Here is a 13621-nt window from a genome sequence, read left to right as displayed (position 1 = left end):
CGACACCGATATCGGTCGCACCCGTGATCGTTATCGGAGTATTTCGTATCAAATTCACCCACTATGGCTCGGTAGTACAGCTCCCTATTGCTTGGATATCGTTTTCAACAAGAACTATTGATGGCGTGATTTCACAGAACCTGAAGCTGTCGAGTGTACATCATTTATTTGGGTGGTTTGCCAGAATATATTTACGATTTGGAACTGTCTTTATATTTGAATGTCGTTTGATACGCACGAGGGTGATGATGAAGCAGGTGATATTACTGAAGACCTTGAAACTGACATCGATACGGTTGCTGAAACGGATATCAGTTCGGATGCCGACCACGAGGCTGCTACGGAGATGGAGGCTTCGATTGAGGCGCTGACCGAAAGCACGGTCGAAATCGGTGATCGACTCGAGGAGATTCACGACGAGGCGACGGCACAGTACGACGCCAACATGGAGGTAGCTAACGAGGCGTCTAACCTTTCCGCGTCCGTCGAGGAGATCGCCTCGTCCTCGGAGGAGGTTGCGGCCGCGAGCGAGAAGGCCCAGGATCTCGCCGAGACGGGCCAGGAGTCGGCAACCGACCTCGCGACTGCGATGGAAGAAATTCAGGAAGCGGCGGATGTCGTCGCTCGGGATGTCAAGGCGATCCAGCAAAGCGCCGAGGAGATCGACAAAGTGGTCGAAGTTATCAACGATATCGCCGACCAGACGAACATCCTGGCGATCAACGCCTCCATCGAGGCTGCCGGAGCCGACGGAAACGGCGACCGATTCGGCGTCGTCGCGTCGGAAGTAAAGTCACTCGCTGAGGATTCACAGACTCGTGCGACCGAAATCGAGGGGATGATCGAAGACGTCCAGAAGAACACGGGCACGGCCGTCGAAAACCTAGGTGCGAACAACGACCGCATCGAGGAGGGAATCGAGACGGTCGATCAGGCGATCGACATTCTGGACGAGATCCACGAAACCGTCGACGACGTTTCGGAGGGGATCGCCCAGGTTGCGGACGCGACGGACCAACAGGCGGCCAGTACAGAGGAGGTCGCGAGCATGGCTGATCGAACCGTCGCCAGTGCCGAAACCATCGCCGAGGAGACTCGAGAGATCGCCGACGAAGTGCAAACCCAGACCGAGGAGATCGAAGAAATCAACCGAACGTTCGAACACGTCGTCGACGACTTTTCGCCGAACGCCAACCCGCAGGTATAGCCCATCTCGTCGTCGCTGGTCGGGCCAATCGTTCTCGAGTAGCGCTCTGAAGATTCGACTCGAGCAGTCGATCGATCGTCGACTCCTCGAGCGTCGCCATTGTTCCTTTGTAGACGCCGGTGGATGCCGACGATAGTCAAACGTCGCGGACGGTAAGCAAACTCAAGAGGAGACGAACGTCAGGTGATGGCCGTCCGGATCACGGACGGCCATCGTCTCACTATTCTCGCTTTCGACGCGCTCAAGTCGGCAAACGCGGTCGGCGACTGCCGCAACCGCGGCCTCGGGATTCGCCGTTTCGAATCCCAGATCGACGTGGACGCCGCCGCGAGCGTCCGCGATTCCGAGCTGGGGTTCCCACAACTCGAGGGCCATTGGCCCGTCCATTCGAACCCGGGTTCGTTCGTTCCCCCGATCGACGGTTTCGAACCCTAAATCGGCGTACAGTGATTCTGCACGTTCGAGCGATTCGACCTCGAGAACGACCTCAAAAATCCCGTCGATCCCCGGCCCGTCGACGTCGGATTGGCCGAGTTCGACGCAGTTTCCGTCCGGATCGTAGAGGTACAGCGACTTCGCCGATCCGAACTGGACCTCCTCGAGATCGTAGTCAGGCTCGAGCCGGTCCCACCAGTCGTCGTAGGTTTCGGACGGAATCGAGAACGCGTAGTGGGTGTGGAGACCGCCCCGCGGAATGCTCGTCGGCCGACGGAGCAGGAGGTCGGTCTCGCCGGCCTCGACGACGAGTTCGTTCGCTCGCTCCGACCGGACTGTCATCGAGAGCGTTTCCTCGTAGAACCGTCGGGCGGGCGAGCGGTATTTCACCTCGAGTCCGAGCCAGGCGAGGCTAGTTAACATACGGCTCTTTACTTCAGGCAGCCGCATAGAAGCGTCGCCCGGGTCGAAACGAGGAACCTCGTTTCGTCCTTCACATGTCGATGATCTCCTCGATTTATCACGGAGCTACTCGTACGACGTGCTATGACCTTTCGCGTCGACGAATCTGCGTCTAGTCTCGAGGCGGTCGACCGATTCGACGGGGGCGTGAGCTGGATCGCCCACCCCGACGAACGGATGCAACGGGCGAGTCACGCCCTCGAGCGCAACGGGGAGGTCTGGGTGATCGATCCCGTCGATGTGGACGGACTCGACGAGTTGCTTGCCGAACTAGGAACGGTAACGGGCGTCGTTGTCCTGCTTGACCGTCACAAGCGCGACGCGGCGACGATTGCGAACCGCCACGGTATCGAGGTCTATCTGCCCGACTGGTTCGAGGGCGTCGCCGAAGACGTCGACGCCCCCATCGTTCGGTTCGGTGCCAAACTCGCGGATACCGGACTCGAGGCCCACGTGGTCCGCAATAGTCGATTTTGGCAGGAGGTCGGACTGTCCGATCCGACTGACGGGACGCTTGTCGTCCCCGAATCCGTCGGCGCGTCCGAGTACTTTCTCGCCCGCGGTGAACGACTCGGTGTTCACCCGATGCTTCGTGCGGTGCCGCCGCGAACGCAACTCGAGCAGTTCGATCCGAGCCGCGTGCTAGTCGGCCACGGACCAAGCGTGCTCGAAAACGCCGACGCCGCACTCGAGGACGCGCTCTCGGGCTCGCGACGGCGAACTCCGTGGCTTTATGGCGGAATGGTCAGGCGACTCCTTCCCGTGTGAACGGCGGCGAATTATCGCCAACGGGTCGACTGTCGCCAGCGGGTAGATTTTGTTGCGGGACGGTTGGTAACGGCTGAGTCGCTTCGGCAGCGGTTTACGATCGCACGGAATCGGCACTGGTCCGAAACTCGCGGCTCGAGAACCAATTCGTATGGGGGATACAGCTAATTAGCATCCGGCCGTAAACGTTTGCGTGGTCTACATCACACGCGGTCTGGTCGACATCCTGCTGGATCTCGCCAGCGACGCCGACCCCGACGACGTGACGACCGGGGTCTCAGTCACACCCGCTGGTGAGCTTCAGGGTGCGAGGGAGGTGCCGCCCGAGACGCCGGTGTTCACCGACTTCGTGCTTCCCGACATCGGCGATTCTGTCAACGCCGTCTTCGGCGTCGATCTTTCGACGCCCGCTCGACAGTCACAGGGTCGGTTTAATTCCCACCCGATCCACAAACTCGAGGTGACCAAACGCGACGACTTCGCAGAGGTCATTTTTATCGCCGTTCCGCCGTGGACGGACGCCACCGATTCATTCGGCGCGTTTAACCGCCGCGGCGACCGGCTTCCCCTCGAGATCATCGACGCGGAACCGCCGGCTGAATCGCTCCCCGGCGGTCATTTCCTCGGGTAACTCTGCTTCGAGAGCGCGTTGTCAGGGCGGCTCGTGAGCGGTCGTATTATCGGGTTCGACCGGTCGAGAAGTACGTTCCGAACCGATTACGAGTGTATCCGAAAAGCGCTACTCGAGGTAGCCGAGTCCTTTCAGTTGTTCGGTGATCTCTTCGAACTCGGCCTCGGTGAGTTCACCCGTCTGCTGGTGCTGGATGACGATACTTCGGAGCAGGAAGCGGACGAGGTCGCTGGTGCTCTGAAAGCTCGTCCCCTCGATCGTTTCGTCGACGCGATCCGCGAGTTCTTTCGGAATGGACACGGTCGTGTATTCGGTCATACCTGAATCGTTCGCTGGAAGCCCCAAAGGCGTGTCGCCACGACCGGCCACGGCAACGCTCACGACGTTCTCGAGACGGGGCGGTGGCGCGATCGAAAACGGCCGGGACGCCGATATCCATACCCATTTTTATCTCCAACTCCGAACAGGGGTATATGGGAGTCCGGCCACCATCGAACAATGACGATGACGACCCGGAGAGCGTCGAGTTCGGCATCGCCGCCGTCGATGCCCGATTGCGGCGATCCGACCTCGATTTTCCGGCGACAGAGGACGACGTGTCGGCTGCGCTCGGCCACGAACAGATCCCCTACGACGTCCACGGAAACGCCGTCGCCCTCGGGGTTATTCTCGAAGAAGTCACGCAGGCTCGCTTCGAATCGCGCCAACAACTGCTCAACGCCTTGCATCCGGAGTTCGAGGCCTATCGCGAAGAACACTCGGGCGGGGTCGTCCAGCAGATGCGGTCGATACTACCGTTTTGACGCGCCGAACAGAACGAACGTTGACGTACTGAACGGAACGAACTCGAGAAATCGGTCGTCCGCTCGTTTCATCTGGACGGTTCGAGTTTCGGAGTTCGATTCGGGGCTCAGTCCTCTCGGTTCGCTTCCCGCGTCACTTGCTCCAAGTGATTTCGCTGTTCGCGGTGGAGCGTGACGATCATGTCCGAGAGCACGCCGAACATCAGTAACTGGACGCCGAGGAGGATGCCGGCGGCCGATACCATCGCGAGGATTTCGTGGCCGACCCCGTACCAGATCCACTGCGTGAGGACGTAGATCGATAACAGGCCACCGGAGATAATCCCACCGACGCCCAAACTGCCGAAATAAAACAGCGGATTGCTCGTTTTTGCCAGTGAATACAGCGCCAAGATGATCGTCCCGCCGTCCCGAACCGGGTGCAGGTTCGTTTCGGAGTCCTCAGGCCGGGCGCTGTAACTAACCGGGACGACCGTCGTCTTCACGTTGTGTTTGACACACTCGACGGCGAGTTCGGTCTCGATCGTAAAGCCGTCCGAATCGAGGGAGAGCCGCTCGAACGAATCCGTCGTGAACGCTCGGTATCCCGAGAGGATGTCGTCGTACTCGGCCCCGTGAATGAACCGGAACGACCGGTTTATCATGCGGTTTCCAAAGCCGTTCAACGCCTTCATCGCGTCGTCGTCCATATCCGCGAACCGGTTGCCGATCACGTGCTCGTAGCCGTAGGCCAGGGGTTCTAGCATCCGTTCGGCGTCTGTCGGATCGTAAGTACCGTCCCCGTCGAGCATCAGGACGTAGGGGACGTCGACGTACGCGACCGCTTCGCGGACGGCCTGTCCCTTCCCCGAACCCGACTGAACGACGACGCGAGCGCCGCGCTCGCTCGCGATTTCGCGAGTGTCGTCGTCGGAGTCGCCGTCGACGACGAGAACGTTCGTGTATCCGTGCGTCTGGAACCCTTCGATCACGTCGCCGATAGTTGCGGCCTCCTCGAGCGTCGGGATGAGAATACAGACCTCCTCGGGCGAGATCTCACGCGACTTCTCGCTCATGGCCACCACCTCTCCGCCACGAGCGATCGGATCCACGTGAGCGCCATCGTTTGCCATCGCAACCAAATCTCCCCCGAGAGCGCAAAAGAGTACTGATCGATCGCTGAACGGACGGTCTGCGTTCGTAGACGACCGCAGTCTGGGGTCGCTTCGGTTCGCAGACGGCCCCGAACCGCGGACGTTCCGGTTCGCAGTGGTGGCGACTGGAGAGACACGGCTACCAGGTCAGCCCTTCGTACACCTCGAGCCCGTGCGTGTCGACGTCGACCCGCCGGCCGTCGACGACGACGCGTCGTGCCATGCCATCGAACGAGAGGTCGTCGAACTCCTCCCAGTCCGTCGCGAGGACCGCCCCGTCCGCGTCCTCGAGGGCAGATTCGGCCGTCTCGGCGTACTCGAGATCCGGGTATCGCTCCCTGACGTTGTCCATCGCGACGGGATCGTACGCCACGACGGTTGCCCCTTTCGCGCGGAGGGACTCGGTAACGTCGAGCGCTCGAGATTTGCGGATATCGTCCGTGTCGGGTTTGAACGACAGCCCGAGAACGGCGATCCTCGCCCCCTCGAGGGGGACGTGTTCGTCGAGCGCGTCGACGAGTCGACGGGGTTGTTTGTCGTTGACAGCGACGACGGCGTCGAGCAGGTCTGGTTCGTACCCCTGTTCGCGTGCGCCCGCTCGAAGCGCGTTGACGTCTTTGGGGAAACACGAGCCGCCCCAGCCAAGGCCCGAGCGCATGAACCGCTCGGAGACCCTGTCGTCGAGGCCGACCGCCTCGAGGACCTTGTAGGCGTCCGCGCCGTACTCCTTGGAGATGTTTCCGAGTTCGTTGACCAGCGAGACCTTCGACGCGAGGAAGGCGTTGTTCGCGTACTTGATCAACTCGGCCTCGCGAACGTCGGTTTCGACGAGATCGGTTTCCTCGCGCTCGAGAATTGGCGCGTAAAGCTCTCGCAACGTCGCCGCCGCCGAGTCGTCAGTCGTCCCGAACACGACCTTATCGGGCTCGAGGAAATCGGCGACGGCCGTGCTCATCCGGAGGAACTCGGGATTCATGGCGAACTCGACCCCGTCACCGATCTGCGTTTCGGCGGCCTCGGTGACGGTCGGTGCGACGACCTCCTCGGTGGTTCCCGGCAGAACCGTGCTCTTGACGACGACGAGGTGGTCGTCGGACTTGTCGGCGAGGGTCTCGCCGAGCGACTCCGAAGCGGCTTCCATGATCGCCAGATCGAGGCTGCCGTCGTCGGCCTGGGGCGTCGGCAGACAGAGAAACGTGACGTCGGTCTCGCAGACTGCGTCGTAGTCGGTCGTCGCTTGAAGCCGCGAGCCGGCGTGTTCGGCAATTCGCTCCTGTAGTCCCGGCTCGTGGATCGGCGCGTCGCCGGCGTTGATCGACTCGACGATCTCCTCGTCGATTTCGACGTTGATCACGTCGTGGCCGATGTCCGCGAGGCAGGCGGCGATCGTCGTTCCGACGTAGCCGCTCCCGATGATAGAGATCTTCATGCGGGTGCAAACGGTCGGTACCGATTAGTTAGTTTTGGGTTGAGACTCTTCGGAGGCTACAATCAGCCGTTCGATCGTCTTCGTAACGGAGACGGTCAGAGACGTTTCCGCTCGACTATTCCCGCGGCATCAACAAGGTGAGAAGCGTAACGATTCCCACGAGTACGGCCAGGATCACGTAGCCTTCGTCGAAGTAGCCGCGTTCGGCGATCAGACCGAAGAGAACTGGCCCCGTCGCACCCAGCATCGAGGCGCTCGAGCGGATGAGCCCCAGTCCGGTTCCCTGGATGTCCGGCGGGATCGCTTCGGCGAGGTACGATTGGGTGACCGCCCCCGACCCCAGCATCGTACTGATGAGGACGGTCACGCCGACGAGCGTCCAGATTCCCTCGACGAACGGGAGGACGAAGAGACCGACAATCGAGCCGCCGAGAACGATCGGTAAGGAACCGCGGAGGCCGATTCGATCGTAGGCCATGCCGGCGGCGGGTTTGGCGACGACGCCGACGGCGAAAAACAACCCGAACAGGGTTCCTGCGACCGTAGTAGAGAGCCCTTTTTCGCTGACCAGATACGTCGGGTAGAACGCCGAAAACGTCTGCCAGACGAAGATAAAGAGGAACAGTATCACCCCGATGATGACGAACCTCGGCTCGCGAAGCTCGGAGAAGACGTACGTGACGTGTTCGCTCGAGAGGTCGTCGGCGTCCTGGGTTCCGGAATCGTGTTTCGGAAGCGTCAGCCAGATCACTGCGACGGTAAGACAGAGAAGCGGCAGGACGAATCCGAGCCCGAACTGCCAGGCGACTCCGACCGCGAGGACGCTCGCGACGGGCGGGAGGATCGTTTGTCCGATATCCCCAGACGCCATCGTGACGCCGAGTGCACGACCGATACGATCGGGATAGAGCTCGGAGAGGGCCGTAATCCGCGCGATAGGGTACTGGGAGAGTCCGAGACCGATTACCCCGGTCGCGACGAAGAGGGTGAGCGCCGTCGGTGCGACGAGGACGAGACTCACTCCGACGATGACGAACGAAACGCTCGCCGTCAGTATTTTTCGCTCGCCGAGCCGATCCGCGAGGACCCCGCCGGGAACCTGTCCGATCGCATAACAGAGCCAGATGATGGTGACGAGGAGCCCGGCGGTGGTGAGCGTGAGTCCGAAGTCCTCGCTAAAGTACGGGAGCAAAACCGGGTAGATCATCCGGGTCCCGTTCAACAGCCCCCAGCCGAGCGCGATGGCGATCAACGTTTTGCCGGTCCCGCCCGCCCAGAGACCGGTCACTTCGCGACGAACCAAACTCAGGTAACTCATCAGAAGGCCAGTTAGTGGGGCTTGTCTCGCGCTAATGAAATCGTTTCTGGTTCCGGGGATCCGGAATTTTCTACCGGTTGTCTTGTGGCGAGTATTCGAGTCTCGGGCCGGATACAGCCGGGCACCGAACTCATCTTTCCGTGAAGGCGTGTTTCTCTCGGAAGAGATCGGACGATGAATCCGGGAATCTCCCGCTAATACACCTTACAACGTACTTATCACAACGGTAGAATGGTACTAGTTTTAATTCAACTGTGTGTATTTTTGACACCTATGGATAGAAGAACTGCACTCGTGTGGATCGGCGCAACGACGGTCGGTAGTTCGTTCCTATCGGCAGCCGGCGAAGCGGCGGCCGAGGACGACGCGACTCCCAGCGGACCGTGGCTCCCCGACGAACAAGGCCGATCACTCGAGGCGTTCCACGACTACGAGGAGTTGATGAACGCTCTCGAGGATATCGAGCAGGACAGTCTGGGGTGGCTCTCGCTCGAGACCATCGGAACCTCGAAACCGAGCTTTCAATCACGTGGGAAGCTATCGGTGAATACTCACATTATTGCCCGATAATAATCGGCTATAGATATTGGGTAGCCAAATAACCATCACTCTCTTCCGTTGTATGTCAGCGTCATGGTTCAGCGTATCAGACGTCGAGCGGTTATCGCAACGAGCGGCGCACTCGGCATCGGAGCGTTCGCCGGTTGTATCGGTGAGGATATCGAAGACGAAGCGGAAAACAGCGGAGACGATGACGGTGAAACGGATATCGGCGAGGCTGATCCGGACGCAGACGGTGAGATCCTCTCGTGGCACGCGGGCGGAACGAGTGGGACCTACTACCCGCTTTCCGGCGACTTCAAAACGATCGTCGAGGAGCACACGCCTCACGGCCTGCAGGTCCAATCGACCGGCGCGAGCGTGGAAAACGTTGGGAGGTTGAGCAGCGGGGACGCCGAGTTCGCCCTGATTCAAAACGATATCGCACACTTCGCGTCCACGGGGACCGGGATCGACGAGTTCGACGGCGAGGAAGTCGAGAACCTTCGCGGTGTGGCATCGCTCTACCCGGAAACGATCCACCTCGTTACGTCAGCCGATTCGGGCATCGAGAGTATCGAGGATCTCGAGGGGGCGTCGATCAACACCGGCGACTTGGGTAGCGGAACGCAGGTCAACGCCTTGCAAATCCTCGAGACCGCCGGGATCGACGAGGGCGATTTCGACGAACAGAACGCGGATTTCGAGACGGCCGCCGATCAGATCCGCGACGGCGATGTCGACGCGTCGTTCGTCGTCGGCGGTTGGCCGGTCGGCTCCGTCGAAGAACTCGCGACGACCGAAGAGATTTCGTTGATCGAGCTCTCGGACGATCTTCGCGAGGAGATTCGAGACGATGCCGAGTGGTTTGCCGACGATACGATCCCAGGCGGAACGTACGACGGGGTCGACGACGATGTCGAGACGGTTTCGGTGCAGGCGATGATCGCCACCCACGACGGGGTTGACGATGGGATCGTCGAGGAAGTCACGACCGCCATCTTCGACAACACCGACGACGTCGGGCAGAAATCGGACTTTATCGACGTCGATTCGGCACAGGACGCGATGCCGATCGATCTACATCCGGGTGCGGAGGCATACTTCGAGTGAGTCGATCACCAGTCCTCACCGGTCCGCGGGCTCAGCCGCGAACTGTCTCGGCGTTTCGGCGTCCAACACCATCACCGTCTCAGTAATCGCCCCTGGTTGTCTCGACGACCGCCGCTGCGGCTGTCTCGGCAACAATCCGCTCGAGGTACCGGCCGAACAGCTTCCCTGGCCGGATACGCGCTGAACAACTCCCCCGACCGAACGCACACTGAACAGCCCCCGACCGAACGCACACTGAACAGCCCCCGACCGAACGCACACTGAACTGAATACCGATTGTGGATACACTCCGATTATCGCTCGTCGCTGTCGCCATCCTCGCAACCGTCGTCGCAACAGCGGCGCTCAGCGTCTCTGCATCGCCTTCGAACGCTCTCGTCGTTACGGACGCCGACAGCGGGGAAGAGATCCTCGAGGTACCCGTTGAGGACGGTACGGAAGTGACGCTCTCGTACACGCACAGCGTCGAGAAGACGCCGGTAAGAGACGTTTACGTCGTCGATGATCCGGTGCTCCGTGCGGATCGAATGGTGTTTCACTCCCACGGGGCCGGGTTGCCGTCGAGTTCGGATATCGAACGGACCGGCGAGGGATTCGTCGTCCGGTCGAACGAGTCGTACGAGGCGCTTTCGGTCGTTCCGGGTTCGATCGCGGGACACGAACTCGTGATCGACGGCGAGCGGCACGATCTGGTCGAGAAATCCGACGGACCCGTCTCGATCACGCTCAGCGATCGCTCCCTTGGCGACCGAATCGTCGGTGACACGCTCGGTTCGTCCAGCGGTCCGTGCGAATCAAACTCGCTCGGACCGAACGCGCTCGGACCGAACACGGAACTGGCCGTCGAAACTCACGGGAGAGAGATACGGGATTCGATCGGGGCCGTGGTAATCGAGCCGTCCACCACATAGACAGCTACTATGAGCATAGATTCCGACGAGACGGAGACGCTTTCGGACGAAGAACAGGAGGAAATCCTTCAGGAGGTCGAACGGCGTCGTACCCTTCAGGGTGTCGCGGTCGTCGTCGTCGCCCTGATCGGCATCACGTTCTCGGCGTTTCAACTGTGGCTCGCGGCTCGGAGCTACCAGTTCGGCGTCACGCTCCCGTTGCTCGGCGAGTATCGCTTTTTTTCACTCCAGCAACTGCAAGTCAACGCGATCCACGTCACCTTCGCGTTGATCCTCGCGTTCCTGTTGTTTCCGACGACTCAGGGCGACGGATTCGTCGCGAGGCGCGTCGCACGCCTCGAGCCAGCCACGCGAAACCGGTTCGGTACGGATTCGCTCCCGACGCGGGTCGTCGAACGACTGGGTGACGGCGTTCGATGGGCGGCCGTCGACCCCGGACTGAATCGGATCACGCCGGTCGATATCTGCCTGGCCGGGCTCTCGGTGTTGCCGACTTACTACATCGTCACGGAATTTGACGAGATCCGGACGATCGCGTTTCAACGCTTCTCGGCGACACGTCCGATTCACGACGTGTATCCGATACTCGAGCCGGTCGTTACCGCCGTTGTGACGTTAGGGATCCCGATAGACGAGGTATCGTACGCCTTCGTTCTCGGTGTCCTCGGCCTCCTGTTGGTTCTGGAAGCGACTCGTCGAACGCTCGGATTCCTGCTGATGTCGCTGGTCGGGCTCTTCATCGTCTACGCCAGGTGGGGACACTTCGTCCCTCGAGATTCGGCGATCGGAGCGCTCTCGATTCAGCCCGAATCGTGGAGCGAAATCGTATACAACCTGTGGTACACCGTCGAAGCGGGCGTTTTCTCGACGCCGGTTACCGTTAGCGTTCGGTTCATCTACATCTTCATCCTGTTCGGAGCCTTCCTCGAGATGAGCGGCGCTGGCAAGTGGTTCATCGATCTGGCGTACTCGCTGACGGGAACCAGAAAGGGTGGTCCCGCAAAGGCGAGCACCGTCTCGAGTGGCTTCATGGGAATGCTTTCGGGGTCCTCGATCGCGAACACGGTGACGACGGGCGCGTTTACCATCCCGCTGATGAAACGGTCGGGGTACACGCCGGAGTTCTCCGGTGCGGTGGAGTCGTCCGCTTCCTCAGGCGGACAGATGCTTCCACCGGTGATGGGTGCGGCCGCCTTCCTCATCGTCGAGTTTACGGGAACGCCGTACCCCGACGTGATCGTCGCCGCCACCCTACCCGCGATCGCCTTCTTCTTTGGAATGTGGGTGATGGTCCACTTCGAGGCGATGCGGGCCGGGATCGGCGGCCTCTCTCGGGATCAGCTTCCCGATCCGCGATCGCATATCAGAACGGGCTGGTTTTACCTCCTCCCGCTCGTGGCCCTGTTGTACTTCCTGGTTATCGCGCGGTTTTCGATCAACCGCGCCGGGTGGTTCACGATCGTGACCGTCGTAGCGCTCATCGCGGTCGTCGCCGCGTACAACGACCGGACGCGGATTCCGCTATTCGGAACGATCGCGTTTCTCTTCGTCGGCCAGTTCGGTGCACACGCGATATATGGCGGCGGAATCGCCGATATAGTACTGGCGATTACCGGCATGGAACCTGCCGGCGAGCCCTACTCGCTGACCGCTGCGGCGTTCGCTGCGGCCGCAGATCTCGGCACGATTGCGATTATCGTCAGCGTTGTCGTCTTGTTGTTCCAGCCCCGGATGGACGCCCCGCTCCTCGAACTCGACGACGCGGTCGAGACGACGATCCAGCGCAGTACCCAGACGCTCGGGCGTTCGTCGCTCGCGAACAATTCGTTCTATCGGTTCGGCGCGTTCGTGTTGAAATCGATGGAATCGGGGGCTCGAACGGCGACGACGGTCGTCATCGCCGTCGCCGCGGCCGGCGTTATTCCGGGCGTTATCAGCGTCTCCGGACTCGGGCCGAACCTCGCCGCGCTCATCAGTTCGGTGAGCGGTGACTCAATGCTCGTGTTGCTCTTGCTCACCGGCTTCGCGGCGATCCTCTTTGGCATGGGGATGCCGACGACGGTCATGTACATCATCCTCATCGCGATGCTCGAGACGCCGATCGAGCAGGGGACCGGAATTGCGATTCTCGCCGCGCACCTCTACATCCTCTATTTCGGACTGATGGCCGACGTGACACCGCCGGTCGCCGTCGCCGCCTTTGCGGGTGCGGGTGTCGCCAAGGCCGACGAGTTCAAGACTGCGACGACCGCGTTCTTGCTCTCGCTGAACAAAATACTCGTCCCGTTCGCGTTCGTCTTCTCGCCGGGGATTCTCCTGTTGCGAGACGGGAGCGAGGGATGGGGCGTCATCGGCTGGTCCGACGTTTTTGATGTCGGCTATTTCGTTCCAGAGGTCGTGATTCCCGTGCTCGGTATGTTCCTCGGCGTGTACGCACTCGGCGTGACGATCATCGGGTACCAGTACTCCTCGGTCGGCGTGATGGCTCGTGCTCTCTACTCGATCGCGTCGATTCTGCTGATGGTCCCGGAACTGCTCTTGCTGCTCGTCGAGGCTCTGTTGGGACTGGCGGGTATCCCGTCGATGCTGACGATCTTCGCGATTACCTTCCCGCTTCGGCTTGTCGGGTTGGGACTACTCGTTGGACTCTCCGTTCGCAATCGTTCGGGAACGACCGGTGAAATCGACTCGAGCGTCTCCGGACCAGCAACCGGTGAAGCCGACGACTGATACGGTCTACTGTAACGATTTACCGGTGGTGAGTCGAACCGTGTGAGACGAGCCTCGGTGGAGGAGCGAAGCGAGTCAACCGTTGCAACCACAGGGCGGTCGCGGTTGTACCGGCAATGACTGACAGCAGTCCGTATGAGT

13 protein-coding genes are annotated in these 13621 nt (G+C 60.7%); 8 read left to right on the top strand and 5 right to left on the bottom strand.

Going from position 1 to position 13621, the window contains the following annotated elements; all coding sequences use genetic code 11:
- The first annotated feature begins 220 nt into the window (after positions 1 to 220).
- The gene (locus QNM96_RS02355; RefSeq protein WP_283834401.1) at positions 221 to 1207 is read left to right on the top strand and encodes a methyl-accepting chemotaxis protein; all 987 of its coding nucleotides are present in this window, start codon (positions 221 to 223) and stop codon (positions 1205 to 1207) included.
- Between the two features lie 162 nt (positions 1208 to 1369).
- Here the strand turns inward: QNM96_RS02355 and QNM96_RS02350 are convergent, their stop codons facing one another.
- Positions 1370 to 2065, bottom strand: coding sequence for a VOC family protein (locus tag QNM96_RS02350; protein ID WP_283834400.1), 696 nt, complete (start codon positions 2063 to 2065; stop codon positions 1370 to 1372).
- Between the two features lie 123 nt (positions 2066 to 2188).
- Here QNM96_RS02350 and QNM96_RS02345 point away from each other — a divergent pair, with 123 nt between their 5' ends.
- Positions 2189 to 2872: a hypothetical protein gene (locus tag QNM96_RS02345; RefSeq protein WP_283834399.1), complete on the top strand. Its 684-nt coding sequence runs from the start codon at positions 2189 to 2191 to the stop codon at positions 2870 to 2872.
- 193 nt (positions 2873 to 3065) lie between these two features.
- Positions 3066 to 3503: a hypothetical protein gene (locus tag QNM96_RS02340; protein ID WP_283834398.1), complete on the top strand. Its 438-nt coding sequence runs from the start codon at positions 3066 to 3068 to the stop codon at positions 3501 to 3503.
- A 108-nt stretch (positions 3504 to 3611) separates the two neighbouring features.
- Here the strand turns inward: QNM96_RS02340 and QNM96_RS02335 are convergent, their stop codons facing one another.
- Positions 3612 to 3821 (bottom strand): ribbon-helix-helix domain-containing protein, encoded by a 210-nt coding sequence (locus tag QNM96_RS02335; protein WP_283834397.1) that lies wholly within the window; start codon positions 3819 to 3821, stop codon positions 3612 to 3614.
- 155 nt (positions 3822 to 3976) lie between these two features.
- Here QNM96_RS02335 and QNM96_RS02330 point away from each other — a divergent pair, with 155 nt between their 5' ends.
- The gene (locus QNM96_RS02330) at positions 3977 to 4306 is read left to right on the top strand and encodes a hypothetical protein (RefSeq protein WP_283834396.1); all 330 of its coding nucleotides are present in this window, start codon (positions 3977 to 3979) and stop codon (positions 4304 to 4306) included.
- A gap of 107 nt (positions 4307 to 4413) precedes the next feature.
- On the opposite strand, the gene aglJ is transcribed toward QNM96_RS02330, so the two are convergent.
- From aglJ to QNM96_RS02315, 3 genes are all read right to left on the bottom strand, one after another.
- Positions 4414 to 5418 carry an S-layer glycoprotein N-glycosyltransferase AglJ gene (aglJ, locus tag QNM96_RS02325; protein ID WP_283834395.1) on the bottom strand — a complete coding sequence of 335 codons (1005 nt, stop codon included), beginning with the start codon at positions 5416 to 5418 and terminating at the stop codon, positions 4414 to 4416.
- Positions 5419 to 5578: 160 nt separating this feature from the next.
- Complete coding sequence (gene aglM, locus QNM96_RS02320) at positions 5579 to 6868, bottom strand: UDP-glucose 6-dehydrogenase AglM (RefSeq protein ID WP_283834394.1); 1290 nt, start codon at positions 6866 to 6868, stop codon at positions 5579 to 5581.
- 115 nt (positions 6869 to 6983) lie between these two features.
- Positions 6984 to 8186, bottom strand: coding sequence for an MFS transporter (locus tag QNM96_RS02315; RefSeq protein WP_283834393.1), 1203 nt, complete (start codon positions 8184 to 8186; stop codon positions 6984 to 6986).
- A 273-nt stretch (positions 8187 to 8459) separates the two neighbouring features.
- Between QNM96_RS02315 and QNM96_RS02310 the strand changes: the two genes are divergently transcribed.
- The 4 genes from QNM96_RS02310 to QNM96_RS02295 all read left to right on the top strand — a co-directional run bounded on the left by QNM96_RS02310 (position 8460) and on the right by QNM96_RS02295 (position 13480).
- On the top strand, positions 8460 to 8756 hold the full coding sequence (locus tag QNM96_RS02310; RefSeq protein ID WP_283834392.1) for a hypothetical protein: 297 nt from the start codon (positions 8460 to 8462) through the stop codon (positions 8754 to 8756).
- Positions 8757 to 8819: 63 nt separating this feature from the next.
- A complete protein-coding gene (locus QNM96_RS02305; RefSeq protein WP_283834391.1) occupies positions 8820 to 9839 on the top strand; it encodes a TAXI family TRAP transporter solute-binding subunit in 1020 nt (339 codons plus the stop codon).
- 278 nt (positions 9840 to 10117) lie between these two features.
- Positions 10118 to 10750 carry a DUF1850 domain-containing protein gene (locus tag QNM96_RS02300; RefSeq protein WP_283834390.1) on the top strand — a complete coding sequence of 211 codons (633 nt, stop codon included), beginning with the start codon at positions 10118 to 10120 and terminating at the stop codon, positions 10748 to 10750.
- A 9-nt stretch (positions 10751 to 10759) separates the two neighbouring features.
- Positions 10760 to 13480, top strand: a complete 2721-nt coding sequence (locus QNM96_RS02295) for a TRAP transporter fused permease subunit (RefSeq protein WP_283834389.1) — start codon at positions 10760 to 10762, stop codon at positions 13478 to 13480.
- Positions 13481 to 13621: the final 141 nt, after the last annotated feature.

This window comes from Halostagnicola sp. A-GB9-2 (genome assembly GCF_030068615.1).
In the GTDB taxonomy this organism is placed as follows: domain Archaea; phylum Halobacteriota; class Halobacteria; order Halobacteriales; family Natrialbaceae; genus Halostagnicola.
The sequence above is the reverse complement of the archived record's forward strand: the minus strand, read 5'-3'. Positions and strand labels throughout refer to the sequence as shown.